We start from the raw sequence: 26,375 nt of genomic DNA on the forward strand, positions 1-26,375 counted from the left end.
TGACCTATTATTAAGGAGCATTCTATGTCCATTCAAGATTTAAAATCAGCCTTGCCTGATTATGCCAAAGACATCAGACTCAACCTCAGCAGTGTGCTGACGGAAGAAGGTGCTGCCGGCTTATCCGCCACACAAATCGCCATGATTGCTTTGGGCTCGGCCTATGCCACCAAAGACAAGCTGGTGATTCAAAGCATTGCCGATGAAGTCGCTGATGTGCTCAGTGATGAAGATGTGGAAGCGGTTAAAGCCGCCACCACCATTATGGCCATGAATAACATTTACTATCGTTTTACGCATTTATGCAGTGATGACAGCTACGCGTCATTACCGGCCAAACTGCGCATGAACGTCATGGCCCGACCCGGCATTGAAAAAGTCGATTTTGAACTGATTAGCCTCGCCGTTTCCGCCATCGAAGGCTGCGGCATGTGCATTGACTCCCACGTCAGCGTTATTGCCAAGCACGGCATAAGCAAAGAAGGCATTCAATCCTCAATCCGAATCGCCGCCACCATCAATGCCGTGGCACAGGCGTTGTCGATTAAAGATGCAAGTGAATAATAATTAGCGACATTTATCCAGCACCCTTTATAACCATCAATTTTCTTTATTAATGGTTATAAAGGGTGCTGGACTTGCCCACTAAAAGCCCGTCTGATTCAGACGGGTTTTTTTGTGGTATCACTTTTTTTGCTTTTCACTCAAACAGCGTGAATGCCATATAACTCATGTTGCTCAGATGATAAATCATGATATTTATTTGCATATCCATATGCCTTAAATGTGCAGTGACTTAAACTGATTGAACACACCCCTGCACCCCTCTCAAGAGGGGAATGGGTTTGTTCGCTATTTCTTCAACACACACAAAGTTAGAAAGGACTGTCTCCCCTCTTGAGAGGGGATTAAGGGGTGTGTTCAGCAAGTTCAACGAGAATTGAACTTTAAATTCATATTTTCCTCGTTTAAAAAATGAAGAAAGAAAATTTATCCAGCACCCTTTATGAACATTAAATATCTGAATTGATGATTAGCAAGGGTTTGTAATGAAGTATTGAAAGATATTTATTGGGTGCTGGGAAATAATTAACCCCGTTTAGATTCTCGCACGTATATAGGGGTACTTAACAATTGAGAATCGCTATGAAACACCTTTTAATCATTTTATTTTTTGCATTACTAACCGCCTGTGCGGGGCAGAAACAAACAGAACCTGACCCAAAGGTCAAATCACCGAAACCGGATATCAACCAACCGGTTGTGGCTGAGGAAAAAGAACAGGCATCTCAGGACAGTTTCTACGAACAAGGTAAAATTACGGTGACCGGCTCTCGCATCAGTCGAACATCGAATTTGGCTACCGATTCCATCGGTATGCCCATGCCCTCACCGCGGCCTATGCCGCCGCAGGACCGGGAAAATTATCATCAGTTTGATGATATGAGTGTGCAATCGGTGTTGAAGCAACCGGTTTCAACCTTTTCTATTGATGTCGATACCGGCAGTTATGCCAATATGCGCCGCTTTTTAAACAGCGGGCAATTGCCACGTAAAGACGCGGTGCGCACCGAGGAGCTGATTAATTATTTCAGTTATAACTATGATGCACCCGATAATCTCGACACACCTTTTGCCTCGCATATTGAGCTGGCACCTTCGCCGTGGAATAAAGAGGCGCATTTATTGCATATTGGCTTAAAAGGTTATGAAGTGCCCACAAAAAACCGCCCGGCGGCCAACTTGGTGTTTTTACTGGATGTTTCGGGTTCGATGAACAGCCCCGATAAAATCGGCCTGTTAAAATCCGCTTTAAAACTCTTATCGCGTCAGTTAAATTCAGATGACCGCGTGTCGATTGCCGTGTATGCCGGTGCCGCGGGTACTGTCCTTGAGCCCACACCGGGCAATAACCAGGCCAAAATTGCCGCCGCTTTAGATCAATTGTCTGCCGGAGGCTCCACCCATGGCTCTGCCGGTATTCATCTGGCTTATCAACTGGCCGAGCAAAGTTTCATTAAAGAAGGTATTAATCGCATTTTGCTGGCCACTGATGGTGACTTTAATGTCGGCACCACCAATTTCGAAGCCCTGAAAGAACTGGTGGAGAAAAAACGCCAACAAGGCGTTTCCTTAACCACTTTGGGTTTTGGTACCGGTAATTACAATGACCATCTGATGGAGCAATTGGCCGATGTCGGTAATGGTAATTATGCCTACATCGACACCATTAAAGAAGCCAATAAGGTGCTGGTGGAACAAATGAACGGCACCCTGCTGACCATCGCCAAAGACGTTAAAATTCAAATTGAATTCAATCCCGACACCGTTTCTGAATACCGTTTAATCGGTTATGAAAACCGCCAGTTAAATGAAGAAGATTTTGACAACGATAAAGTCGATGCCGGTGACATTGGTGCCGGCCATACCGTAACAGCCATTTATGAAATTGTTCTGACCGGCAATAAAGGCTGGTTACCTGAGTCGCGCTATCAACAAACGGATGATTCAAAGCAACATGGCAAAGAATTGGCCTTTTTGAAAATCCGTTATAAAAAGCCCGATAGTGACAGCAGTCAGTTACTCACCTGGCCAATTGAGAAAAAGCAAATTAAAGACTTATCGCAGGTCAGTAATGCTTTTGGCTTTTCGGCTGCTGTGGCCGCCTTTGGTCAACAATTGCGCGGCGGTACCTACCTTAAAGACTTCGGTTATGATGATGTGCGTAATTTAGCCAATCAGCACAAAGGTAACGATGCTTTCGGTTACCGCGGTGAATTTGTGCAGCTGGTGTCCCTGGCACAATCGCTGTCGAAGCAATAATTTATTCGCCTGATGTTGGTTTCGTTTTACAATAACAACATGCTTAAGCGTGTTAACCGTGAAACGATAGACAACCTCAACAATGAACAACTGATGGTTCTCTACGCCAACAATAAAAACAACGCCCAGCGGGCCTTTGCCGTTCTCTATGAACGTCACAAAGGCCCGCTGTATCGCTTTGTCTTAAAATCAATCAACAACGAGGCGCAAACAGATGAGCTATTTCAGGATCTGTGGTTTCGCATTATTCAACACAAAGACAGTTTTAATCCCAAGCAAAAATTTACCACCTGGGCCTACACCATTGCCAGGCGGCTTTTGATTGATTTTTACCGCAAGCAAGGTAAGCGTTTTGAACAAGCCTTCGACGAAGCCATGCCGGAGCATAATGAGGAACCAACCGGGTCTTACGCATTACCCGAACAGGTTTTGCAACAAAAACGTCATGCCAGGGCGCTGCAACAAGCCGTCACTGAATTACCGCCCGAGCAACGGGAAGTCTTTCTTTTATTTCATGAAGGCGATTTAAGCCTACAACAAATCGCCGATATCACTGACCAACCCAAAGAACGCATTAAAAGCCGTTACCGGTATGCGGTGAAGAAACTCAAAAACACCTTACAGGTGCTGTTATGACCCACAAAGATTCGAATATTGATCAGCTTTATCAGGAGGGTAATAAAGCCCAACCGCCCAAAGACATTGACGATGCCATCATGGCCCGTGCGCAGCAAGCGAATCAGCCGACCCGCTTAGGTCCTTTACGACCCTGGCTGGCGGCGGCTTCGATATTATTCGCCGTGCCAATCTTATGGTTGATGCTCGGACAACCCGAACTGCAACAAGCCAGACAGGAATCATTACAGCCCGTGCCCGTTCCAAGTGTTCCCCTATCTATGGACAGCGCAAAACCGGATACTGAAGCCAAACCCACACCATCCGCAGAGACGGATGACCCGCAAGACAGCGAAGCAGATCAAAGTAAAATAACCGCCTCCGGCGCCCGCATCAGATACCAAGACCCTGAATCAGAAACAGCTGGTTTAAATGCACCGGCTCCGGCAGAAAAAAGAAACGCCACAGCCGAACAAGAAGCTGTTGAAGATAATTTGATGGATTCAACACCCGCATCCTACTTATCACTTAACTCAGAAAAACAAAAGACATCAGAATCGATGGAGGATTTAATCGAACAGTTAAAACCGGACAAGCTCACTGAAACCGAACTGGCTTTGTGGCAAAGTTTAGAACAACAAGTCAAAAATCAGCAATGGTCTGAAGCCCGACAAACCCTCAAGCAATTAAAGCAACAACACCCGTCTCTTGATATAAGCCGATTAGAAGACCGCTTAGAATACTTATTATCCGAATTCAGGCCTTAAAAGTATGCCTTTACACGGATAAATAGCCTAAAGAGTGCCAATTTTTTTAACTTTTCATGTCAAGTTCACAATTTAATGTCTTTTCTCAACTTTTTTAGCAGTCAATTCACAGCTTCCGTTGATTTTTATGTGACCTTCATCACGTTTTACAGTAAAGTAACCTCACGCACCAAAACCCCGAGATTTTTATGAAAAAATATTCTTGCCTGTCAATCGTCACTGCATTAGGTTTTAGTTCATTGGCAATTGCCGGTGACCCGCTGAATTGCTCACCCAATGCCTCAACATCATTTCAGGATTATTTAAACAGGGCCTACACCGTTTCCAATGACAACTTAGGTAATATGACTTTAACCAGTCAATGTACTAACTTAACAGATCAACAGGTATTAGGAAATCTATCGGCCTGTGGTGCTGTTATGAATCCGATAAATGGTCTGGGCTTAAACCCGATGGATCAATTGCTCTATGGTTTAATGCCCACAGACAGTCGCGGTATAGGTACTCATTTGGAGATGACCTTTCCATTCCCGGCACCCGGTAAACCCGGTGATATTATGAAAGCCGATCCGGTGGATGTATATCGCATTGGTAACGATGGTGGCTATGAGAACATTGGTACCATTCAACCGCCGGCCGAAACATCCACTTCCGGAGACATTGAACAAGTGGTGCCGATTGTCCATTCGGCGGCCACCTTTAATGAAGCCGGTGATTATTTTGTTCTCGCCTATCGCACCAATTATGAATCTTCAGCCAATGTGATGGCCGGCACCGGTGAAGTGGATTATCAGGCACCACAAATCGTGATTGGTCAGGTCAGCCATGCTGATTTAACAGCGGCCGCCGGCGGTAATATAGCAACAGTCTGGAGTGACGTGGATGACAGTTCTGACCCGGTTTGTGCTGCTGTTGTGAATGAGTTCCGCAACCAAACCAATGCGTTCTCAGCCTGTGTGGTGAACGATTATATTGCCAACGGCAATCACGATCAGGCAGTGGATAATTGCCTGGCTTCCAGCGGTATTATGAATAAAGGTATCCACGATTTTGCGGTTAGCCCTGTTAATAATCATTTTTATGCCTATGATTCGCAGACTTATCCAGACCGGGATGTGTTAATTGATGTGGACCCAACCACCATGACTGCGGCTTGCACTGAATTTTCCGATGTCGGTAACAACACCGGTCGCCTCACCAGCCTCATGTTCTCCCAACAAAATAAACTGGTGGCCTTATTCGCCGATGAGAGTAATGGCATCTGGATTGATGTTACTGCAGGTGGCACCTATGGCGACTTTAATCTGATTGCCCAACCGGTGACACCGTTTCCCCATGGCGATGGTAGCAGCTTACCCTTTAACATCATCAATAAATCACTGAAAGGTGCCACCCTGACAGACCTGATTTTCAAAAACGGCTTTGAAGATTTCATATTTGCCAACGGCTTTGAAAGCGATGGTCCACCACCTCCAATTTGTCCGGCTTTCTAAATAAATTACGATTGAGCGACCTGATTGACAAGGTCGCTTAATGCCTCGATGAAGCCCATCATGTTTTTTTCATACGGCCTTTATTTTTTGCTATAATTATTAACGTGTGTTCCGATATGAACTGAAAACAGTTCACGGGGTCAGGCTAATAATTGCCTGAAAGGAGGAAAAACCATGACTTATTTCATCACGCCTGTGATGCATGTTTTCGTAACGGTTACGTTGAACCGAATGGTTTTTACGGGCTTTACATTCTGCCACTTCACCGTTACCGCCGCTTCAATCAAACCAATCGGGAAAACCGATGAATAATGCCCATCCCATTGGTTTTATCAGCTTATTATTGCTTATTTTACTTATCACCGTTGCCGTGTCGGGCTGGCTGAAACGCCGTTGGCAGCTGTCGTTGAACGCTGGATTTGTCCTGGTTGGCTTTATAGTTATAAACATTCTTGGATTGATAAAGCCGGTTCCTGACTTACAAAGCGGTGATTTACAGTTGATTGTCACCTACATTTTATTACCCATTCTTTTGGCTGATGGCATATATCGTTTTCGTATTCATGATTTACGCTATCAACGCCTAAAGCCGATGCTACTGTTACCGGCATTATTTTTTATAGCCTGGCTATTGACCTGGTTGTTTTTTCTGTGGGTATTAAAAGACCGAACCGAAGCCACTCTTTTAACCGCTTTATCGGCTTCTTTTTTGATTTATATTGTTGATATCCTGCCACCCGATAAAATATTGACTTTACTCAACACCCTGGATAAATCTAACACTGACAAAACACGCCATACATCCATGATTCAGGTGAATGCGCTAATAAGCGGTGTACCGGCATTGGTTATTTTCCTTGGCATGGCTCAATTATTAGAGTTAAGTACGCAACCAAATTTTCCTTTTCCAAGCCTTACCTGGTATTGGCTCTTTTGGATTTGGAGTGTATTGGGTGGTGTGCTCTTTGGATTTATTTGGGGTGTTATTGGTGGTCTGATAGCCGCCAATATTAATAATTATCGGCTCAATTTAACCTTACTCAGCGTTATCATCTGGCTGTCTTACCTCAGCAGTCTGTATTATTTTGGGGTGTCAGGTATCATGGCTTTATTAACCACAACCTTAATTATGAGCAAAGCCCATGCCCAGTTTCTGACCCCCCGGGAAATAAAATACATTCGGGCTTTATTCCGAAACATGCGGTTTATTGCCGGCGTGATTATTTTGGGTTTGCTGATCAACAAACTGCACTTCAGCTTATTTTTGAATCATGGTTTCATCATGTTAATGGCCGTACTGATTTTCCTTCTATCCCGGATTATCAGCTTGTATGGATTCATGCCTCTGCTCTGGCAATTTTTTCATCTGCCAGCCCATATTATCAGGCAACACACCCTGTTTATCAGTACATCTCACAGTGGTCTGATCGTACTGGCCGTCTGGCTATTACCTGAAACCACACCCTCCAAAGACAGCTTTGAAGCCATGGCAATCGCTTTGATATTGGTCAGCTTATTTATACAGCGGCCTCATTTAGATTGGTTATTTCAACAGTTTGAACCAAAAAAACCCATCCGTGGCATTAATCTGATCAAAAGCCGATTTAATCAATAATAGCGATTATTCATGCGTTCCAGTCCATCTAAATCATATTGCGCACGGTATAAATCTTCATCTAAACGGTCACGCCGAATTCTTAAGGTTTCGCTGTGTTCCTTATTGCGTTCTAACTGACTAATCAGTTCGGCCCGCTCAGTAGCGGATAAATTGTCATTCAGCAACTCGCTGCGAATGGCCTGCCATTCGTCTTCCAGCGCCACAATCTCTGCACTGATTTGATCGATATCCCGCTGCAAATCAGACACCAGAGTGCGTTGTTGATACAATTTTTGTCCCTGCTCATAGGCTTGTAAAAATTGATCGGCTGGTCGGCCCTCACAAACCCCGTGATAAGTTCGATTATTCAAACCCTCCTCATAGCCCTTTTGAGCCGTACAATAACGCTTTAAACCCGCTTGGTGACCCGACTGCCATTCATCGAAATTGGCACGAACACCATGCTTTGAACACGCCTTGCGATGTTTTTCCACATAGCTGTGCGGCTGACCTTTTACACCGTCACTGTAGCCTATCTCATACCAATCCGCTGTATAACACTCATCCTCATTTAAGGTGGCGCAACCCACCACGAAAACTGTCAGTAAAAGTATCAGTAAAAATTTCATGATAAAATCCATATTGGCCTCTTTTGGTAATCTTTGGGCATTGTAGCATGACATTGGCGCCATATTTGAGCACACTGATTTTGAGATTAAAAAATCAGGATTGATTACGCTGATTCATGGCAAAAACCAACCACGGCATCAGCATAAATAGCATTAAAGACAACACATACACACCACCGGATACCACATCACGGCTTTCAACATAAGCTGAAAATGTCAAGCCTCGTAACCCCAAAACCACTGTCAACTCAAAACCAAGCATTAGAATTAACGCCAATAAACCAACCAACAGAAAATGACTACCACGTCTTTTTTTAGATGGTCTCACAACACAATACAATGCCGATAACCAGTCAACAAACAATATCACCGGCATTTCCATTAACTCAGCGTTTCGCTGGCTCAGCCATTGCAACATCCATACCTCACGAACCACACCCAAGACAAAACCACACAAAAACACCCAAAAAAAGTAACTGACAGCCGGTTTTATCACAGACATATACACCCTATTTTCAACCCAGCCCCAACCGTATTCTTCTTCGATTTGACAAATAAAACAACACCGCCGCAGCACTCCAGAAACCCGAGAAAAAAACCGTCAGAATCACCGCATCCAGAGGCCATTTAGGTCCTGAATGCCCCATATTTCCAACCAAAGCCACAGCCAATATCATAAACATCAAAAAATCCAGAACCAACATCAACAACGTCAGCCCCAATCGTTGTTTTCGAAAGCCAATACCACCCACAAGCCCCAAACCCAACAAAGCGTTATACAACATATTGATGTCATTATTTGATGCTCCGATTATTCCCACCGCGCCATTCGACCAGAACAGCAAAAACACACCCACCAAAAAGATCAACCACGCCAGGCGATAAAACCGATCCTCTGATTGCCGATAAGTAACCCACCGAAATAGCGCCACCAGCAGCGCCGCTAAAATAAATAATGGTAAGAAAATCATTAAAACACCCTCAAAAATTATTATTTTAACTGTGATTTATGACATGATTCAGATGAATTGTGGTCTCAAAATGACTTTGATTATTCGACGCCCAGTCGCCTAAATTTAGACATCATCTTTTGTAAGCCTTGGGCGCCAAACATCAGATATAAACCAATCGCCAATTCAACCACAGCAGTGAGAATCCCAATCATATATTCTGCCGTAGAACCAGGCACCAACCGATTATTGACCTGACCCGAAGTGGTATACCAGAGCCAAACACCACTGTTAACCAAATTCGGAATCGCTTGCGCAACGATAATAACACCAGCGACCACCAAAGCCGACATAACCAGTCTCTCAGCAGGCAAGCTGTCCGACTTTGAATGATTAACTTCGCCCGGAATTAGCCATTGAGCCAGCTTTACCGGAAATATTATCATCAAAATGGTCACCAAAATATACACAGAAGACCATGTCAGTTGTGCGATATCGTACATCGCACCACCATCAACCAAAATAGCTTCCAAATGCATCGTCGCCAACCCGTAAAAGCCAATCTGCATCACCGCAAGAAACAGCCAATACACACCAACAACCCGTATCGCTAAAGCAAATAACTGAATTATGCTCATAAAAAACCTCCCGTTTGACTTATTTTTATCAATAGATTATACACAGTTGTGAAAATCTACCCAATCCACGAATTGGGTCGTCCTTGGGCTCCGACTCGAGGACCCAATTTGTGCAGCAAACAAAAACTGGTTTATTCGCGGGGCAAAAAATTGGAATTTTTATTGACCTCAAGCTGGAGCATGGAACCGCTTATCTCAAATCAAAACCGAAAAATTAAAATTGAGCAATTAATCTGTGATGGATAATTAATTAAGGACTAAGCAAATGGTGCCCGGTGGCGGAATCGAACCACCGACACGGGGATTTTCAATCCCCTGCTCTACCGACTGAGCTAACCGGGCTTAAGGCGGGTTGGGCGTGATGCCCAATCAAAGAACGCGAATTATAATAAGCCCTCACAAGACTGTCAAACTTTAATTCTGCTTTGTGGGTAAATGGTCTGACTAATCTTCGCTGTAGCCTTCGGGCGTGACGTCTTCGCCTTCAAATAAAAAGGCGCGCATTTTTTCTTCTAAAATTTTTCGATGCTCGGGGTCAATCGGCGATAAGTGATTTTCGTTAATAATCATGGTTTGCAGCGCCAGCCATTCTTGCCAGAACTTTAAACTGACGTTTTGTTTGATTTTCTCGCCGAGCTCGCCCGGATAAGGACGGTAAGGGATTTGTTCCTGATCGGCTCCGTATTTAAGGCAGGTGATGGTTGTCATAGTAATCCAGAATATGTGTTAATGCACTTGGGTGGGGTAATGTTAACAAATTATCGCGCTGAATGGGCTTTTGTCGGGCTTTATCATTGCCATCAATAAAGATGTGCATTGTTAAACGTCGGTGGGTAAGTACGTGTTGAATACTGGCCAGATGCTGACTGTCCGGGTACGATTGGCGAAGTGCTTTTTTGGATTCAAACTCCGGTAAAAACCACATTTTTGACCAGATGCCTGTGTCATCGCGTTTAACCAATTCAGGCTTATTCTGCGCAAAACCTAAATACAGGTATAAATCGACTGCTTTGACTTTGGGTTTTTTCTTTTTTTCCGGATAATGTTTAATCACATCATCCTGATAAGCCAGGCAATCGCTGTGCAACGGACATAACGTACACTTTGGGCGGTGTTTGGTGCATAGGGTGGCGCCTAAGTCCATTAAGCCCTGGCTGTAAGCCCGGGGATTTTCTGATGTTTGCTGTTGTTCTGCAAGTTGCCATAGTTTTTTTAAGGTGGGGCCGCTATTCGGCTCGCCGGTGACTTTAAAATACCGTGCTAAGACCCGTTTAACATTGCCATCGAGAATCGGTTCGGGTCGATTAAAAGCCAGCGACATAATGGCGGCAGCGGTGGTGCGGCCGATACCGGGCAAGGCCATTAAATCAGTCATATTATCGGGTAATTGACCGTGATGTTTTTCGACACAACAGCGTGCGGCTTTATGTAAATTTCTTGCGCGGTTGTAATACCCCAGACCTGACCATAAGGCCATCACCGATTGCTCATCGGCCGACGCCAAATCAGTTAACGTCGGAAAAGCCTCAATAAAGCGGTTAAAGTAATCAATCACTTTAACCACCTGGGTTTGTTGCAGCATGATTTCCGACAGCCAGACATAATAGGGGTTATCCCCCTGCCAGGGTAAATGGTGACGGCCGTTTTCTAATTGCCAGGCAATAATCCGAGCACTGAAATCGCCATCTGTTTCGTTTGCCATTAATCTAAAATGGCACTGACAAAGTCCTCGGCCCGATAAGGTTTTAAGTCACTTGAGCGTTCACCGACACCGATATAGCGCACCGGAATGCCAAATTCATTGGCCAGATTAAACAGAACACCGCCTTTGGGTGTGCCGTCGAGTTTGGTAATGACCAGTCCGGTGAGTTTATTGGCTTCATTAAAGGCACGCACTTGTGAAATGGCATTTTGACCGGTGCCACCATCAATTACGATTAATGTTTCATGGGGCGCGGTTTCGTCGTTTTTCTTAATCACCCGGGTAATTTTCGCCAATTCCTGCATTAAATTCGACTGAGTATGCAACCGCCCGGCGGTATCGGCAATCAGCACATCCATGCTGCGTGCTTTGGCCGACGTCATGGCATCGAATATCACTGAGGCAGAATCGGTTCCGGTTTTTTGTGCCATCACGGCAATGTCTTCGCGCTCACCCCAGGTTTTTAATTGCTCAACCGCAGCGGCGCGAAAGGTATCACCGGCGGCCAGCATCACATTATGACCTTCGGCTTTGTAACGTCTGGCCAGTTTTGCGATGGTGGTGGTTTTACCGACACCATTAACGCCCACCACCAGAATCACATAGGGCTTTTTCGTGGTGTCAATAATCAATGGTGCTTCAACCTGCCTGGCCAGTTCAGTGAGCTGTTCACGCAAGGCTTCCAGTACCGCATCGGCATCGGATAAATTGCGTCGTTTTAAAGATTTACGCACTTGTTCCATAATCTCCATGGTGGCATTGGCACCGACATCGGCCATCAATAAAGTGGCCTCTAAATCTTCAAACAGTTCTTCATCAATTTTCTTTTTAAAGGAAAACAGCTGTTTCATTTTTTGACCGAAATTGGCCTGGGTTTTTTCTAAGCGCTGATCCAAAACCGCTCGGGTATTGTCGTCAGGCTGTTGCACTATCGGTTGATTGGGCTGTTCAGTCGGCGCTTGATTGGGATGCGGTGGTTCTTTAACCACCGTAGCGGTCATAAAATCATCATCTAATGGCAGCTCAGTTTTTTCTTCGGCGGCGTGTTGGGTAGCCATTGATGGCTCTTTTTCCTGGCTTTTATCATCTGGTTTATCGGACTTTTTTTTGTTTTTACGTTTAAAAAATTTCATGATGAAGGATTATGCTGCTAATTCCGTTAAAATATGGCGATAAGTTTACCAGAATCAAGACATAGTAATCAGGCTTTGACACACGCAAACCATGAGTCATCATAAACCCGGACAAATTCGCATTATCGGCGGCAGTCACCGCAGTCGTTTGATTGTGGTAGAAAACCAGCCTGACTTGCGCCCCACCGGCAACCGAATACGTGAAACCTTGTTTAATTGGGTGGGCCCGAATATTGTTTGCATGCGGGTACTTGATTTATTTGCCGGTAGCGGGATTTTGGGTTTTGAAGCCTTGTCACGCGGGGCGGCGCATGTGACCTTTGTTGACAACAGTCGCAACGCCATCAAAACACTAAAAACCAACGCCGCTGATCTGAATTTCCATTCATTATCTATTGTCCAAAGTCGGGCCGAGGATTTCGTACAAAACTGTGATGAAACTTTTGATTTGATCTTTATCGATCCACCTTTTGCTTCGGATGCAATCCAACGCATCAATGGTATAATTACCGCGGCAACACATCCGGGCACCCTGATTTACCGGGAATTTGCCAAAAATCAACAGCCGCCTGAGCCGGACAAACAATATTTCAGTTGTCTCAAACAAAAATCCGGCGGCCAGGTTAACTACCAGCTTTGGAAACGCCATGAATGATAAAATCGCCGTCTATCCCGGCACCTTTGACCCCATCACCAACGGCCACCATGATTTAATTAAACGCGGCTCGGCTTTGTTTGATGAGTTGATTGTGGGCATTGCCGATTCGAAACGTAAAGGGCCTTTGTTCACGCTCGATGAACGGATTGAGCTATCGGCAGAAATCTTAAAAGAATTTGATAATGTCCGGGTGGTGGGCTTTGATGTTTTGCTGGCCGATTTTGCCACCAAAATGCACGCTAAAGTCATCTTGCGCGGTCTGCGAGCGGTGTCTGATTTTGAATATGAATTTCAACTGGCCAGCATGAATCGTCATTTAATCCCCAATATTGAAACCATGTTTTTAACACCCGCTGAACAATTTAGTTTTATTTCTTCGTCTTTAATCAAAGAAATTGCCATGTTGGACGGCGACGTTTCGGAATTTGCCCATCCGATTGTTCAACAAGCCCTTAAAGATAAGTTTAAAAAGGTTTAATCATGGCACTTAAAATCACTGACGAATGCATTAATTGCGATGTCTGCGAACCGGTTTGCCCCAATGAAGCGATTTATATGGGGCCGGAAATTTATGAAATAGACCCCGATAAATGCACCGAATGTGTCGGCCATTTTGATGAACCGCAATGTGCCGAAATCTGCCCGGTTGAATGCATTCCCAAAGACCCCAATCACGAAGAAACCGAAGAACAACTCCTGCAAAAATACCACCAATTGACCGAATCATTATGAAAAAAACCATCGTACTACTGTTGCTGTTAAGCAGCACCCTCAGCTTCGCCATAAAGCCGCAAAAAGCCGGCATTGCCAGCGCCCACCCTTTGGCTACCGCCGCCGGTCATGAGATGCTTGCTCAAGGCGGTAATGCCTTTGATGCCGCGGTTGCCATCAGTGCCACTTTAGCCGTGGTTGAACAACAGTCTTCAGGTATTGGCGGTGGCGGTTTTTGGTTATTGCATCGCGCCCAGGATGGCAAAAATATCATGATTGACGCCCGGGAAACTGCACCGGCTGCTGCCCATAAAGATATGTACCTTGATGACAACGGTAAAGTCAACCGCGATCTGATGCTCAATGGCCCCCTGGCCGCCGGTATTCCGGGTGAAATCGCCGGTTTTGCCCACCTTGCAGAACATTATGGCAAGCTGCCCTTAAATCAGACTTTACAACCGGCCATTCGTGCCGCAGAAGACGGTTTTGAAGTTTATCCGCGATTAGTCAGACACATTAACAACAAACAAAAAGTACTGGCGCGCTACCCGGCTTCACGTGCCATTTATCTGCCCGAAGGCAAACCCTTACAAGTGGGCGACACATTAATTCAAAAAGATCTGGCAGAAACCTTAAAACGGGTGGCAGAGCAAGGCGCTGAGGGGTTTTATACTGGCGAAACAGCCGCAAAACTGGTTAAAGCAAATCAGGCGAACGGTGGTATCTGGACGTTAGAAGATTTAAAAAATTACACGGTTAAAGAACGGGAGGTTATCACCACCACCTATAAAGGCCAACAACTGATTACCACACCGCCACCTTCCTCCGGTGGTATTGCTTTAGCCACTATGCTGAATATTTTAGCGCCCTGGGATTTAACCACCATGGATAAAACTAAGCGAATTCATCTGGTCGCCGAAGCCATGCGCCGCGCTTATCGCGATCGCAGTCTTTATTTAGGTGACCCTGATTTTGTTGAAATCCCAACTCAGCGTTTAACACATCCTTATTACGCCGCCGGTTTACGCGCGGCCATTAACCCCGAAAAGGCTTTGCCCTCTGATTATTTACCGGGCGTCGGTGATTTCCCTAAAGGTGAAAACACCACCCATTTTTCTGTGATTGATACCGAAGGTAATTTAGTGGCGGCCACCTTAACGGTGAATACAGGGCTGGGTTCAGGGTTTATCGCCGACGGTACCGGTGTGTTATTAAACAACGAAATGGATGACTTTTCTGCCAAACCCGGCATACCCAATGCCTATGGCTTAACCGGTGGCGAAGCCAATCAAATCGAGCCGGGTAAACGACCCTTATCGAGCATGACCCCGACTTTTGTGGTCGGTGAAGACGGTGTCGCCGTATTGGGCACACCCGGTGGCTCTCGGATTATCACCATGGTCATGCTCGGGATTCTGGATTATTTCGATGGTCATGATGTGGCATCCTGGGTCAGCAAACCCCGCTACCACCATCAATATTTACCCGATACGCTGTTTGCAGAAAAAGACACCTTCGATCAGGCCACCATTGACGCACTTAACGACATGGGCCACAACGTTAAAGTCTATGACCGGCAGTGGGGTAATATGCATGCGGTGCATTGGGATAAAAAAACCGGCGTTGTCAAAGCCGCCAGTGATCCGCGTACAGAAACCGGTTCTGCGGTGGTTAAATCAACAGCTCAATAGACAAACAGACATGTATAAACGATAATTATCTTCATAATTTAATAATAGGACATCAGCCATGCTAATCATCACAGCTTTATACGCATCACTTCTGGCCCTGATTATTTTATGGCTGAGCTACAATGTAGTTAACTTCCGTCGCAAAAAACAGGTTGATTTGGGTGATGGCGGCCATGATGACGGCATTCGCCATATTCGTGCGCAGCAGAACACCATTGAGTACATACCACTGATTTTAATTTTAATGGCGGTCTATGAAATCAATAACGGCTTGCCTTTGATTCAGCATATTACCGGTATTGTTTTAGTCATTGCACGTATTATCTACCCACTGGGTCTGGTGGCAAAAAAAGGCGCCAGTTTTGGCCGCTTTTATGGCACTTTATTCACCTGGCTGATTTTACTCACATTGATTATTGTAAATTTATTAAAAGTTATTTCTACATGGCTCTAAAAACACCCTTATCCCGACTCACCACTGTTTGTGGTGTCTTGTTGACCTTAACTGCCTGTGCCAGCGGCGACATTAAACCGGCTGCAAAGACTGCAACCGTGGTGTCAGAAACCAACAACCAGTGGTATCAGGCCGGGGAAGATAAAATTAAAGCTTTACTGGCCATTCCTACATTTCCTCAGCACGCCAAAAATGTGATTTTCTTTGTCGGTGATGGCATGTCTCTGGCCACGGTCAATGCCGCCCGGATTTATCAAGGTCAGCAGATGGGTCAACCCGGCGAAGAAAATTTACTGAGTTTTGAGCAATTTCCATATACCGCGTTGTCAAAAACTTACAACACCAACTTACAAACACCGGATTCTGCCGGCACCATGAGTGCCATGATCACCGGGGTTAAAACCAAAGCCGGTGCCATCAGTGTCGATGAGGGTGTCGATATTGGCGTTTGTGGCGATCAAAAGCATCATGTTTTATCACTACTATCCCGGGCTGAAATCGCCGGCATGAACACCGGTGTGGTTTCCACCGCCCGTCTAACCCATGCCACCCCGGCCGCCACCTACGCCCATGCCGAAAGCCGACGCTGGGAAGCGGACAGCGACTTGCCCAAAGACAATAAAGGTTGCAAAGACATCGCAGCACAACTGATTGACTACCCCCACGGTGATGGCCCTGAAATTGCCATGGCCGGCGGTCGCCGTAACTTTTTGCCTAACACCATGAACGATCCCGAATACGCCATGCTCAAACCGGGTGTGCGCACCGATGGCCGTGATTTAACCCGCGAATGGCTCGAAAAATACACCCAATCCGCCTATGTCTGGAACCACAAACAATTACTGGCTTTGGATTTAAAAAACACCGACCACCTATTGGGTTTATTTGAGCCGTCACATATGCAATACGAAATAAATCGCTCCAAAGACGAAGCCGGTGAACCTTCTTTAACTGAAATGACGGAAACTGCGATTGGGTTTTTGGCCCAAAAAAACAAACCTTATTTCCTGATGGTTGAAGGCGGACGCATTGATCACGGACATCATGCGGGCTATGCCAAACTGGCCATCACCGAAACCGTTGAGTTTTCCAATGCGGTGGAAAAAGCCCTGTCTATGGTGGATTTAAACGAAACCCTGATTATTGTCACCGCCGATCACGCCCACACCATGACCTTAAGTGGTTATGCCCAACGCGGTAACCCGATTTTGGGCAAAATCATTGTGCCTGATGAATACGGTAATCCATCAGACCAGCTTCAGCTGGATACCCAGGGCAAACCCATGACCACCTTAAGCTATGCCAACGGCCCGGGTTACATCAATGGCGATCAACGCCCGGATTTAACCCATGTGGACACCACCACTGATAACTACAAACAAGCGGCCACCATTCCCTTAAAATCTGAAACCCATTCAGGTGAAGATGTGGTGATTTATGCCACCGGTGCCGGCAGTCATTTAGTGCGCGGTGTACTGGAGCAGCATCTGATTTATCACATTATGAAAACAGCGCTTTTCGAACAAATTAAACCTTAATCCACAATCAAGCCTGCCGACAGCGAACTAAAAAAATACCCATCAAGCGGTTCATGTGCTAAATTATAATAATCCTCACATGAACCGAGATCATGGAATGGTTTTTTAAAAAACCGCAACATGCGGCCTTTAAACAACAGTTCATTGAAGAACAATTAGGCTATGCAAGAAGCATGGCCATATTCGCCGCATGTTATTATTTCTTTTTTAGTTTTCTTGATTTTTACCTCACCAATGAAACCACCTGGCAACTGCTTAAAATCAGATTTGCCGTTACACTGGTGTTGGTATTTTTACTCTCACTGACTTTCCACGAAAAGCTAAAACACCATTGGCAGATTTTTATTGGCTTATTGGTCTTTGTGGCCGGTCTGGGGGTTATACTTATGGCTGTCTATGTGCCCGATACTTATAAACCCATCTATGCCCAGGGCCTTTTGTTGGTTATATTTTATGGCTATACCATGAATAAATTATTGCTCAAACCGGCGATTTTAGGCGGCTGCGGTATTACCCTGGCCTACTTTTTTTATGCCTATTTCTTTTCTGGATTGGCCGCTGAATTTATGGTCACCAGCTTATTTTTCCAAATATCCACCAATGCCTTTGGTATTTTTGCGGTGTATTTTATGCAAAAAACCGCTTTTCAGGCCTACCGAAAAAATGAACATTTAAAAAACCATAATAAGAGTTTACTCAAACAAAGTGAAACCGACGGTCTAACCGGCATTGGCAACCGGCGTTTTTTCAACAGCCGCTTTGAGGGATTATTCAAACAAAAAGTTCGTGTGCTTGATTATGTCAGCTTGTTATTATGCGACATTGACTTTTTTAAAAACTATAACGATGCCTATGGTCACCTTAAAGGCGATGACACCTTGATTAAAGTGGCTGAATTGTTGGCAAAGTAAATTCCTGAAAAGGAAGGTTTTTTGGCTCGCTTCGGTGGCGAAGAATTTATTATCGTATTGTTTAATTTTGACTTTGACAAAACACGAGCTTTTATCCGTGGAATCCAAAATAAACTCGATAATGAACAAATTCAGCACCCCGACAGTTCTGTCGCTGATGTTTTGACTTTAAGCTTTGGTTATGTGACTTTCGATGTTAACAACACCTCACCCAGTCAGGCCTATAAACAACTCACCAATCGGGCCGACAACTGTCTTTATCAGGCCAAAAAACAAGGCCGGAATCAAATTATCGGCTCCACCTTCAATTAACCTTTCACCAATACCTTATATATTCTCAATAAACAAGGGGATTCTTGCGACTTCATTTGCCTCGCCTAACCGCCTCCACACCATTTCATTGTAATGATTTCGGCGTCGGCAAAATAATTGCAAACCTATGTTTAGGCATGAAAACACAAAACTTGAAAAACCAATATAAGCAAACATTCATTATTTTGTTAAAATAACATTAAATAATGGTGTTTGACATGTTGATTTTTGAGCTGCTTCACATTAAGATTACAAAGGTTCGCAGTATAAAAAATAATAAAAAATTGTGAAACCCTTTTAACTTTGGAGATTTTTTAATGAAAAAACGATTATTTTTGGTGCTTGTGACACTGACTTTTGCATCAAGTGTTGCTGTTGCAGCCAAGGGAGACCAGCCGTATGGGAATCAAGTACTATATAGTGAAGGTGTTTACAACCCAAACCAACCAGCCAGTACGCCCAACTCAACTGTGGTGTTGAACTTGGTGGAAAATGGCGGTGTTGCATCATGGGATGGATTAGATGATGTTGATAATGTGATAGAAAATTGTATCAGTGGTTCTGTCATCACTGGTGTCGGTTTTGATAATGTCACTGTTGAGTCAGTTGGGTTAAGCTGGCTGAGTGAAGCCGTTATGTTGTTTTCTAATTCAGATGGAAGTGCTGATCCCAATTGGATATCTTTGACTGTTGGTATTGGCGATGACTTTGCCGGTACCGGCACTTACGGTTCTGGAGGCGTTATCGACTTTACTGACAATTCACTGCCTGACATCGTAGCCAATGGTGATGGTTTATTCCAGATTCAATTTTTTGAATCATGGGATGACGTTGATGGTTCCATTGACGCTAACTTCACCAGCGGTACGTTGACTATTGCAGGCACTGATTTGGTGGGTACACCTGGCCCGGGTTGTAACCTGTTAGGTGCTCCAGCTCAACCAGCTTTACCGGTACCTGCTAACAACAATTTCGCGCTTTTCGCACTGTTGTTGTCTGTCTTAGGTTTAGGTTTCTTTGCGATCAGAAGATACGCATAAAACTGTCCAGACAATATATTTAAGGGTATCATTTGATGCCCTTTTTTTTGCACTGAATAAACGAATAAAATGACATGACAAATCACCAAAGTATAACTGCAATTAACCGCATAAATTTGTCTTTAGCTTAAATTAATTTCTTGTGTCAACACGAATGTATATTTCTTATTCTTTTTGAACCTAAGTCCAAAATGAAGGCGTGGTTTGACTATAAAAACAAACAGAAGAAATTAAACATTATTTAAGCTTAACTTCTCATTATAATCGCCACGAGTTTTAACCTTATTGTCAGTCACTTAGTGTTGTCGATATCGCTTGACCAACTTTGATAAATTAGCAAGTGAATTAGTCAAACAACTGACTTTCGCAAATCCAAAACTTCGGCTTTTATGACGCTATAAAAGACCTTTTAATGGCTTCAATCAACTCAGACAATTCAACCATTTTGAATTTTAACTAAAAATTGTGCAGCACTTGAGTTTATTGTCACAGTATTATCAGATTATCCAAACTTAGCGCCAATTCTTTGATATCCAAGATCTCAAAAAAACGCATCAATACCTGCTTTTTATTCAAATTCCCGTTCTGAAATTTTTTTCATGGCTTGATTCATCATTTCTAAACTTATAAATCAGGATAGTCTAAGACCTGTAAAATCAACCTATTATAACCATGCTGAAATAAGGTTTGATGGCGACCATCAACTCAGATGGTCCTGCCTATTTTGGCGCTTATATCAATGTTAATTTTGCGCCATTGAGTGAAGCCGTAGAGTTGTGTGACGACGATATCTTTACTTTGGTCGAAAACTCATTTAAGCCAGCTTCTTACCTGAAGAAATCAAGAAAGTTCATTTGCAGGCTTTAAATTCTATTTGCTGATAGGAATGCCGCATGTTGCCGGCATTCCTACCTCAGACTCAATCAGTCTTGTTCCAAACCATTTTTGAAAATGATGTCGTCGTTGATATCAAATTCATCAGCACCGATATCATAAGTGCCATGTAGGTTGATGACATCAGGATTATCTGCACCACGACTGTCATAGTCCAAATCCGAACCTGGATCATCCATAATTTCATAACAATAATCAATCGCAGGAGAATCAACCAACAGGTGGTAATTACCCGCATTTGGGTTAACAAAGACAGGCGTCATGCTGCGATCAACCACTGACACACTTCCTCCAGCATTGAAACTGTCTGACTCATGGGCAATCACACACTGATAGCTGGCGCTGGCGGTATTACCTGACTCCAAATAAACATCCTGTTGATCAAAAACAATGCTGCTGGTCACCGTTAAATCACCATGAAAATTATCAAAAACATGTCCAGCGATGCTGTTATCAGCAATACTCACTGCCCGCAAAGCCAAAGAAGGTGCGAAGGTCTGCTGACCATATATGTGAAACAGGGCATCATTGTTGTAAGTGTTGTCTGGGTCCATGCCATTGTGATGGATGATTGTAGAGGCAATCTCGGCGCTGGCATTTCCAATGATACGGCCGACAATACCTTTGTCAGCGCGATTACCCATCACTTCACTGGCATAAATCAATACTTCAGTATCATCACTTTCAGCGGCAAAGCCACCACCAAAGATTGCACGGTTATCAAATAATTGCATACAAGCGCCAGGTTGCCAACACTCTTGCACCGGAGTTTCATATCCAATTAAATTTATTGAAGCGCCTGATTGTGCATAAAAACCGCCACCATGACGTGCCTGGTTGTCATTGATTTGAGCATTGATTATGGAGACATCGGCATCAACACCGCTGACCATGATACCTCCACCATTACCACTGTTGTCTCCATCAGCATTAGCCACATTACCACTGATGATGACAGGCGCATCATCAACCCCAAAGCACACGCCATTTTCACAGGTTGAATGCAAGCCAATCACATTCAGTGAACCTTTGAATACATTAACACCACCACCAGAAGTGTCGGCTTCATTGTCTTTGATCTCGGTGGGCGAATACACCGACACATCACAACCATTAAAGACACTTAAACCACCACCATTTTCGGCGCTGTTATTACTGATCACTGATGTGCCAGCAATTTTAACCGACGTGTTCTCACCATCACATGAAACCCCACTGTTGTCATTAAAGTCCACTTGAACTTTATCCATCACCACATTCGCCTGGCCTCCATTGTTATCTAAAACTGACAATCCTTGGTTGTTGTTATTGAACATGCGAACCCCCTTGACCAACACCGATAAATCAGCACTGTTTTGTGACCTGATATAGATACCATGGCCACCGTTGGCTATCACCAAGTTTTTCACTTCAACATCATAATTGTTAGAAAGCAAGGCATTGATATAAATCACCGGATCGGTACCATTTCCAGTAACATTCGCTTGTGAAAGGTCGGTGATGTTCTGTGCAGCCTGTGTACAATCGGCATAACCACCAACCAACTTTTCATTGCCATTGATGATTTCCAGATTTTCAAAATAACTTTTGTTACTGGCAATGCGGATATGATTGCTTATGACACTGTTGATTGCGGCCTGAATGGTGTCAAAATCACAGGCATTATCGGCACCCACTGTTAAATATGGCGCTCCAGCCAAAGACGGTTGACTCAGAACAACCAAAATTATAAATATTATTTTTTTCATATTAGAACCCTTTGTTAAGTTGTATTCAAATCAACCACCGAAATATGAAAACAAAAAGGGTCACCAAATGAGAAAATAAATCAGAAGTTTAATAAACCCAACAAAAAGGCCGGAAAATTCCGGCCTTCCGGTCTTTACACCAACTGCTGTTGGCAATGTGTTCAATTTTGTCACCTTGGAGTTGCGTAGCAACTCGACCTGCCGAGCCGGTTAGGCAGCTAATGAAGTAATGGCGGTTTGTCGTAGGCAAGACACTTACAAGGAAGTAAGTGAACTCTGAGCGTAAGCCCCAAGAACATACCTTATTCCTGCTCAAACCCATGCATAAAAATCAAATCATTATCCCAACGGTATTCATCGGCACCAATGTCATACTGACCATGTAAATCTGTTACGTTCGGATCATCAAAATTACGGTTTTCAAAGTCAATGTCATAACCCAACTCAACTGTTAATGGTTCTGCATCATAACAATAATCGATTGCAGGAGATGTTGGCTTCAAGTGAAAATCATTAACTGTGGGGTTGATGAATTGTGGGTTATTAACCGTCACTGTACCGCCTGCTGAAAATGAATCCGTTTCATGTGCAATCACACACTCAAAAGAATGTGATGTTGAATTAATTTCACTTGAGACATCGACGTCATCCTGAACAATTGAGGCACTCATTGAGAAATGACCTGCATTATTCCTCACCACAGAACTCGAAACATGGTTGGCCGCAATGGTGATATTTTCTAAATAGGCTTTATCAGAAGCCATGCGAATGGTATTACTTAGTGTGCTGTCAATAGCTGCCTGCATACTGCTAAAATCACAAGCATTACCATCACCCATTGTCAGAAAAGGCGATTATTGAATTTGATTATCTGTTGCTTGGGCTTGTAAAGCTATTATGGCTAATGCCAATGTTAAAATGTATTTCATGTTTTTCCTGAGATTGTGTTTTGTTGCTTACACCACCGAGGAGAAAATTCTATTGGGTCAAAAAATTATTTGTTTTTTCAAAATAATGTTTCAAAGTCAACGCCGTCTTCGGTTCTTGTTGCCAAAATTGTTGCAACCACTTACGATTTTTCTCTTGTTCGATGTCCTGCAACATAGGTAACAGGTGTTGATAAATTTGAGGATAAGGTCGGTAATTGATGTTTTTTATACAACTTAAAAAATTTGAAACTGCTTCATCTCCATTTTGGTGAAATAGACGAGTCAATGCCTGTCCTAACTCAAAACGACAACGATTATCTGAGGCATGCTTGCTATTAATGTTATTCATGACCTGTTGAGCCAACCCGGTTTGGTTGTTAAGAAAATACCACTCAACAAGAAATAAATGTAGGTTGTATAAAGCTTGGTCAGTTTCACTGTCTAACTGATGATAAGTCTCAATGGCTTGCTGGACTGAATCGATAGCAGCTGCCAAGTCACCCGCAAGGTACTGTGTTTGTCCCAAAGCCTCTAAATCAAAAGCCAATCCTAAAGTCGGCATGGCACTTTCAGACAGCGATACTTCTAGAGCCAATTGACGCTGCCGCACAGCCTCATCATAACGCTGCTGCTTGGTGAAAAAGAAGCCGTAATTAGCGTGATAGATTGAGCGAAAGCTGTGGTTATCCTTTCCTTCAGAAGCCAAATACGAAGCACACTTGTCAAAATATACTTGCGCAGTTTCAAAATCAGATTGGTGGGTAAAATAAACCGCCAAATCACTGTAAATATCTACTTTATGATGCATGGGTTTATTCAATTGGTCCATCAGCGCCAAAGCAGATTCAGCTGCATTTCTGGCTTCCGATGAACGTTTGAGGTTCATTAACGAATTGAACTGGCTTTGCACGATGCGCAAATGAAGTTCGCTGCCTTGTTCTGACAAATTCTTTAACGCCAAGGCCAACAATTCCACAGCCTCTTCATCATTCTGTAAACGGGTGGCTGTTGTTGAAGTTCTGATTAACATCGACTGACAAGACTCATGTTCAGCGCCTAATTCATCCACGCAGTTAGGGTAGGCCTGCTCAAATGTGGCCAAAATGGTATCAAAATAGCCCAATGAAAACATACTGTGTAACAAAGTGTTCATTAATTCAAAACGTTGTTCTGGCATGTCTTTCAAGCCGTTTTTAACTTCATCAAAACCTTGCAACAGTAAGTCTTTGGCTGTGACTTCCACTTTACGGCCCTCAGGGTTGGCCTTGAGAAATACATTGGTCAATAACTGAGTGACCTGTTTGGACTCAGCCGATTCTTTGATGGCCAGTTGCCGTTGTGTTTCTGCTTCATTCGCTAAATTCAAAGCATAAACCGTGGTTAAAAACAACATCACGAATGCCACCGCCGCCACAGAGAAAACCGCCCTGTGCCTTTGCACCATTTTCCTGAAGGTGTACCAGGGGGTCGGTTTGCGCGCCATGATGGTTCTGTTGTGCAAATAATTCTTGATGTCTTCCGCAAAAGTCTCAACACTGACATACCGTTCCTTGGGTGACGGTGCCAATGCTTTGTGTAAGATGGTTTCGACGTCTCCCCGTAGTCGCTCATTGGCAATGGTTGACAGTTTCGGATAGATTGCATTGGTATTATCTGAATCGTTGGTGAATTTGCGAATCTTTCCTGACACAACGTTTTGATCTCTTTCCAAACCACTTTGACAGGGGTAAGGATGGTATCCTGTTAACAGTTCATAGGTCACCACAGCCAGACTGAACAAGTCACTTGCTGTTGACACGTGCTCTCCTTTGATTTGCTCCGGACTGGCGTAACTGCGGGTCATGATTTGTGTGGCGGTCTGCGCATGACTTTGCTCTTCATCCAGTAATTTGCCAATCCCAAAATCCAATAATTTGACCTGGTTTTGCTCATTAACTAGAATGTTATTTGGCTTCAAGTCACGATGTAAAATCAACTGCTGGTGAGCATATGAAACCGCTTCACAAATTTGTAAAACCAAGCCAAGACGAGCTCGAAGCCCCAGTTTTTTCTCAATACAATACGTTGCGATGTCCTTACCAGGTACATATTCCATCACCAGATAGGGTCGACCATCTTGGGCTGCACCACCATCTAACAATTGGGCAATATGGGGGTGATTAAGCTTCGCCAAAATCTGCCGTTCGTTTTCAAAGCGCTTGATCATGGATGCTTTGACTTGGAACTGAGAAATTTTGATGGCCACTTGTTTTTGATAACTGCCATCTGCACGCTCTGCCAAATAAACATGCCCCATACCACCAGTACCCAAAGGCTTGATTAAACGATAGTTACCCAATTTTGGCATGGATTCCATTTGCAAACTGGCATCCTGTCGGTGCCAGTCTACAGTCATATTTTGTATATTCTCCGGTAAATCATTGGTGTTGTCAGCCTGCAACATATTGGCCAACAGTTCAAATTGCTCAATCGTCAAGGCAGATGACTGCTTGATATTCTCAAGTTCATGTTGCTGAGCCTCGACACTCAGATCCATCAACTTTTCAAACCACTCATTGATTAAATGAAAATCTGTACCAGACATGTCAAGATATTTGCGTTTTCAAGAAAGCGCGTGCTGTTCTCAAAGACCTTTTGATGGTACTTTCTGAAACTTCAAAACTATTGGCTAATTCGATATAGCTCAATCCACCATAAAACCGCATCACCACCAGTTTTTCCAGCTCTGGATCCATTTGCGCTAATTTCTCCATTGCTTTGTCCATGGCCAATAATTGACTCAACCCCATATGCTCAGAATTGTCACTGTCCTCAACTTGCGTTATACCCACTTGCTGCAATCCTCCACCATGTTTTTCCGCATTTTTCTTGCGCGCATAATCGATCACAGTGTTGCGCATGATTTGTGACATCAACGCATAAAAATGGCCTCTTGATTGAAAATGTAAGGATTGTTTTTGATAAATTTTAAGGACCGCCTCATGAACCACGGCATTGGTGTCCAAGGTCGCATTTTTACGCCCCGATCGCAGGGCATGCCGCGCTAACGTCTGTAGCTCTTGATACAGTTCAGGCGGTACTTCTAACAACTGTTTGTTGTTGATGATTTTGGTTAATGATTCTTCGGCCACAATCTCTCTAG

Annotated in this window: 24 protein-coding genes, 1 tRNA gene and 1 pseudogene; 14 read left to right on the forward strand and 12 right to left on the reverse strand. The window is 43.9% G+C overall.

Annotated features, from left to right (window positions below; genetic code table 11):
- Window positions 1–24: 24 nt before the first annotated feature.
- From IEV16_RS07620 to IEV16_RS07645, 6 genes are all read left to right on the forward strand, one after another.
- Window positions 25–564 (forward strand): carboxymuconolactone decarboxylase family protein, encoded by a 540-nt coding sequence (locus IEV16_RS07620; protein WP_188365091.1) that lies wholly within the window; start codon window positions 25–27, stop codon window positions 562–564.
- A gap of 582 nt (window positions 565–1,146) precedes the next feature.
- Window positions 1,147–2,823 carry a vWA domain-containing protein gene (locus IEV16_RS07625; protein ID WP_188365092.1) on the forward strand — a complete coding sequence of 559 codons (1,677 nt, stop codon included), beginning with the start codon at window positions 1,147–1,149 and terminating at the stop codon, window positions 2,821–2,823.
- Between the two features lie 39 nt (window positions 2,824–2,862).
- Window positions 2,863–3,459, forward strand: a complete 597-nt coding sequence (locus IEV16_RS07630; protein WP_188365093.1) for a sigma-70 family RNA polymerase sigma factor — start codon at window positions 2,863–2,865, stop codon at window positions 3,457–3,459.
- Window positions 3,456–4,205 carry a hypothetical protein gene (locus IEV16_RS07635; protein ID WP_188365094.1) on the forward strand — a complete coding sequence of 250 codons (750 nt, stop codon included), beginning with the start codon at window positions 3,456–3,458 and terminating at the stop codon, window positions 4,203–4,205. Before IEV16_RS07630 ends, IEV16_RS07635 begins: the two co-directional genes overlap by 4 nt.
- A gap of 188 nt (window positions 4,206–4,393) precedes the next feature.
- Window positions 4,394–5,698 carry a hypothetical protein gene (locus IEV16_RS07640; RefSeq protein ID WP_188365095.1) on the forward strand — a complete coding sequence of 435 codons (1,305 nt, stop codon included), beginning with the start codon at window positions 4,394–4,396 and terminating at the stop codon, window positions 5,696–5,698.
- Window positions 5,699–6,002: 304 nt separating this feature from the next.
- Window positions 6,003–7,313: a cation:proton antiporter domain-containing protein gene (locus IEV16_RS07645; RefSeq protein WP_188365096.1), complete on the forward strand. Its 1,311-nt coding sequence runs from the start codon at window positions 6,003–6,005 to the stop codon at window positions 7,311–7,313.
- Here the strand turns inward: IEV16_RS07645 and IEV16_RS07650 are convergent.
- From IEV16_RS07650 to ftsY, 8 genes are all read right to left on the reverse strand, one after another.
- Window positions 7,307–7,924, reverse strand: a complete 618-nt coding sequence (locus IEV16_RS07650) for a DUF2799 domain-containing protein (RefSeq protein WP_188365097.1) — start codon at window positions 7,922–7,924, stop codon at window positions 7,307–7,309. The genes IEV16_RS07645 and IEV16_RS07650 overlap by 7 nt on opposite strands.
- A gap of 94 nt (window positions 7,925–8,018) precedes the next feature.
- Window positions 8,019–8,426, reverse strand: a complete 408-nt coding sequence (locus tag IEV16_RS07655) for a hypothetical protein (RefSeq protein WP_188365098.1) — start codon at window positions 8,424–8,426, stop codon at window positions 8,019–8,021.
- Between the two features lie 13 nt (window positions 8,427–8,439).
- On the reverse strand, window positions 8,440–8,895 hold the full coding sequence (locus IEV16_RS07660) for a hypothetical protein (RefSeq protein ID WP_188365099.1): 456 nt from the start codon (window positions 8,893–8,895) through the stop codon (window positions 8,440–8,442).
- A gap of 80 nt (window positions 8,896–8,975) precedes the next feature.
- The gene (locus IEV16_RS07665; protein ID WP_188365100.1) at window positions 8,976–9,512 is read right to left on the reverse strand and encodes a hypothetical protein; all 537 of its coding nucleotides are present in this window, start codon (window positions 9,510–9,512) and stop codon (window positions 8,976–8,978) included.
- Window positions 9,513–9,778: 266 nt separating this feature from the next.
- Window positions 9,779–9,854 (reverse strand) — tRNA-Phe (locus IEV16_RS07670).
- 102 nt (window positions 9,855–9,956) lie between these two features.
- Window positions 9,957–10,220 (reverse strand): oxidative damage protection protein, encoded by a 264-nt coding sequence (locus tag IEV16_RS07675; protein ID WP_188365101.1) that lies wholly within the window; start codon window positions 10,218–10,220, stop codon window positions 9,957–9,959.
- Window positions 10,198–11,214 (reverse strand): A/G-specific adenine glycosylase, encoded by a 1,017-nt coding sequence (gene mutY, locus IEV16_RS07680; RefSeq protein WP_188365102.1) that lies wholly within the window; start codon window positions 11,212–11,214, stop codon window positions 10,198–10,200. Before mutY ends, IEV16_RS07675 begins: the two co-directional genes overlap by 23 nt.
- A complete protein-coding gene (gene ftsY / locus IEV16_RS07685; protein WP_229728293.1) occupies window positions 11,214–12,272 on the reverse strand; it encodes a signal recognition particle-docking protein FtsY in 1,059 nt (352 codons plus the stop codon). Before ftsY ends, mutY begins: the two co-directional genes overlap by 1 nt.
- Window positions 12,273–12,438: 166 nt before the next feature.
- Here ftsY and rsmD point away from each other — a divergent pair, with 166 nt between their 5' ends.
- The 8 genes and pseudogenes from rsmD to IEV16_RS07730 all read left to right on the forward strand — a co-directional run bounded on the left by rsmD (window position 12,439) and on the right by IEV16_RS07730 (window position 19,662).
- Window positions 12,439–13,002 carry a 16S rRNA (guanine(966)-N(2))-methyltransferase RsmD gene (rsmD, locus tag IEV16_RS07690; protein WP_188365104.1) on the forward strand — a complete coding sequence of 188 codons (564 nt, stop codon included), beginning with the start codon at window positions 12,439–12,441 and terminating at the stop codon, window positions 13,000–13,002.
- Window positions 12,995–13,483, forward strand: a complete 489-nt coding sequence (gene coaD / locus IEV16_RS07695) for a pantetheine-phosphate adenylyltransferase (RefSeq protein ID WP_188365105.1) — start codon at window positions 12,995–12,997, stop codon at window positions 13,481–13,483. The genes rsmD and coaD overlap by 8 nt, the downstream gene beginning before the upstream one ends.
- A 2-nt stretch (window positions 13,484–13,485) precedes the next feature.
- The gene (locus IEV16_RS07700) at window positions 13,486–13,737 is read left to right on the forward strand and encodes a YfhL family 4Fe-4S dicluster ferredoxin (protein WP_188365106.1); all 252 of its coding nucleotides are present in this window, start codon (window positions 13,486–13,488) and stop codon (window positions 13,735–13,737) included.
- Window positions 13,734–15,407, forward strand: a complete 1,674-nt coding sequence (gene ggt, locus IEV16_RS07705; RefSeq protein ID WP_188365107.1) for a gamma-glutamyltransferase — start codon at window positions 13,734–13,736, stop codon at window positions 15,405–15,407. Before IEV16_RS07700 ends, ggt begins: the two co-directional genes overlap by 4 nt.
- Before the next feature lie 58 nt (window positions 15,408–15,465).
- On the forward strand, window positions 15,466–15,861 hold the full coding sequence (locus IEV16_RS07710) for an MAPEG family protein (RefSeq protein ID WP_188365108.1): 396 nt from the start codon (window positions 15,466–15,468) through the stop codon (window positions 15,859–15,861).
- Window positions 15,852–17,399: an alkaline phosphatase family protein gene (locus tag IEV16_RS07715; protein WP_188365109.1), complete on the forward strand. Its 1,548-nt coding sequence runs from the start codon at window positions 15,852–15,854 to the stop codon at window positions 17,397–17,399. The genes IEV16_RS07710 and IEV16_RS07715 overlap by 10 nt, the downstream gene beginning before the upstream one ends.
- A 386-nt stretch (window positions 17,400–17,785) precedes the next feature.
- Window positions 17,786–18,622, forward strand: a pseudogene (locus IEV16_RS13415) (GGDEF domain-containing protein).
- Between the two features lie 317 nt (window positions 18,623–18,939).
- Entirely contained in the window at window positions 18,940–19,662 is a 723-nt protein-coding gene (locus tag IEV16_RS07730; protein ID WP_188365112.1) for a hypothetical protein, read from the forward strand.
- Between the two features lie 923 nt (window positions 19,663–20,585).
- Here the strand turns inward: IEV16_RS07730 and IEV16_RS07735 are convergent.
- From IEV16_RS07735 to IEV16_RS07750, 4 genes are all read right to left on the reverse strand, one after another.
- Window positions 20,586–22,256 (reverse strand): hypothetical protein, encoded by a 1,671-nt coding sequence (locus tag IEV16_RS07735; RefSeq protein ID WP_188365113.1) that lies wholly within the window; start codon window positions 22,254–22,256, stop codon window positions 20,586–20,588.
- A gap of 350 nt (window positions 22,257–22,606) precedes the next feature.
- Entirely contained in the window at window positions 22,607–23,143 is a 537-nt protein-coding gene (locus IEV16_RS07740) for a hypothetical protein (protein ID WP_188365114.1), read from the reverse strand.
- 139 nt (window positions 23,144–23,282) lie between these two features.
- Complete coding sequence (locus IEV16_RS07745; protein WP_188365115.1) at window positions 23,283–25,817, reverse strand: serine/threonine protein kinase; 2,535 nt, start codon at window positions 25,815–25,817, stop codon at window positions 23,283–23,285.
- A 1-nt stretch (window position 25,818) separates the two neighbouring features.
- Entirely contained in the window at window positions 25,819–26,364 is a 546-nt protein-coding gene (locus IEV16_RS07750) for an ECF-type sigma factor (protein ID WP_188365116.1), read from the reverse strand.
- Between the last annotated feature and the right edge of the window lie 11 nt (window positions 26,365–26,375).

The sequence above is a fragment of the Marinicella pacifica genome (genome assembly GCF_014636635.1).
GTDB lineage: Bacteria > Pseudomonadota > Gammaproteobacteria > Xanthomonadales > Marinicellaceae > Marinicella > Marinicella pacifica.

Coding starts and splice junctions, on each gene's coding strand:
- IEV16_RS07620 (WP_188365091.1), top strand. CDS start 25: ATGTCCATTCAAGATTTAAAATCAGCCTTGCCTGATTATGCCAAAGAC.
- IEV16_RS07625 (WP_188365092.1), top strand. CDS start 1,147: ATGAAACACCTTTTAATCATTTTATTTTTTGCATTACTAACCGCCTGT.
- IEV16_RS07630 (WP_188365093.1), top strand. CDS start 2,863: ATGCTTAAGCGTGTTAACCGTGAAACGATAGACAACCTCAACAATGAA.
- IEV16_RS07635 (WP_188365094.1), top strand. CDS start 3,456: ATGACCCACAAAGATTCGAATATTGATCAGCTTTATCAGGAGGGTAAT.
- IEV16_RS07640 (WP_188365095.1), top strand. CDS start 4,394: ATGAAAAAATATTCTTGCCTGTCAATCGTCACTGCATTAGGTTTTAGT.
- IEV16_RS07645 (WP_188365096.1), top strand. CDS start 6,003: ATGAATAATGCCCATCCCATTGGTTTTATCAGCTTATTATTGCTTATT.
- IEV16_RS07650 (WP_188365097.1), bottom strand. CDS start 7,924: ATGAAATTTTTACTGATACTTTTACTGACAGTTTTCGTGGTGGGTTGC.
- IEV16_RS07655 (WP_188365098.1), bottom strand. CDS start 8,426: ATGTCTGTGATAAAACCGGCTGTCAGTTACTTTTTTTGGGTGTTTTTG.
- IEV16_RS07660 (WP_188365099.1), bottom strand. CDS start 8,895: ATGATTTTCTTACCATTATTTATTTTAGCGGCGCTGCTGGTGGCGCTA.
- IEV16_RS07665 (WP_188365100.1), bottom strand. CDS start 9,512: ATGAGCATAATTCAGTTATTTGCTTTAGCGATACGGGTTGTTGGTGTG.
- IEV16_RS07675 (WP_188365101.1), bottom strand. CDS start 10,220: ATGACAACCATCACCTGCCTTAAATACGGAGCCGATCAGGAACAAATC.
- mutY (WP_188365102.1), bottom strand. CDS start 11,214: ATGGCAAACGAAACAGATGGCGATTTCAGTGCTCGGATTATTGCCTGG.
- ftsY (WP_229728293.1), bottom strand. CDS start 12,272: ATGGCTACCCAACACGCCGCCGAAGAAAAAACTGAGCTGCCATTAGAT.
- rsmD (WP_188365104.1), top strand. CDS start 12,439: ATGAGTCATCATAAACCCGGACAAATTCGCATTATCGGCGGCAGTCAC.
- coaD (WP_188365105.1), top strand. CDS start 12,995: ATGAATGATAAAATCGCCGTCTATCCCGGCACCTTTGACCCCATCACC.
- IEV16_RS07700 (WP_188365106.1), top strand. CDS start 13,486: ATGGCACTTAAAATCACTGACGAATGCATTAATTGCGATGTCTGCGAA.
- ggt (WP_188365107.1), top strand. CDS start 13,734: ATGAAAAAAACCATCGTACTACTGTTGCTGTTAAGCAGCACCCTCAGC.
- IEV16_RS07710 (WP_188365108.1), top strand. CDS start 15,466: ATGCTAATCATCACAGCTTTATACGCATCACTTCTGGCCCTGATTATT.
- IEV16_RS07715 (WP_188365109.1), top strand. CDS start 15,852: ATGGCTCTAAAAACACCCTTATCCCGACTCACCACTGTTTGTGGTGTC.
- IEV16_RS07730 (WP_188365112.1), top strand. CDS start 18,940: ATGAAAAAACGATTATTTTTGGTGCTTGTGACACTGACTTTTGCATCA.
- IEV16_RS07740 (WP_188365114.1), bottom strand. CDS start 23,143: ATGGGTGATGGTAATGCTTGTGATTTTAGCAGTATGCAGGCAGCTATT.
- IEV16_RS07745 (WP_188365115.1), bottom strand. CDS start 25,817: ATGTCTGGTACAGATTTTCATTTAATCAATGAGTGGTTTGAAAAGTTG.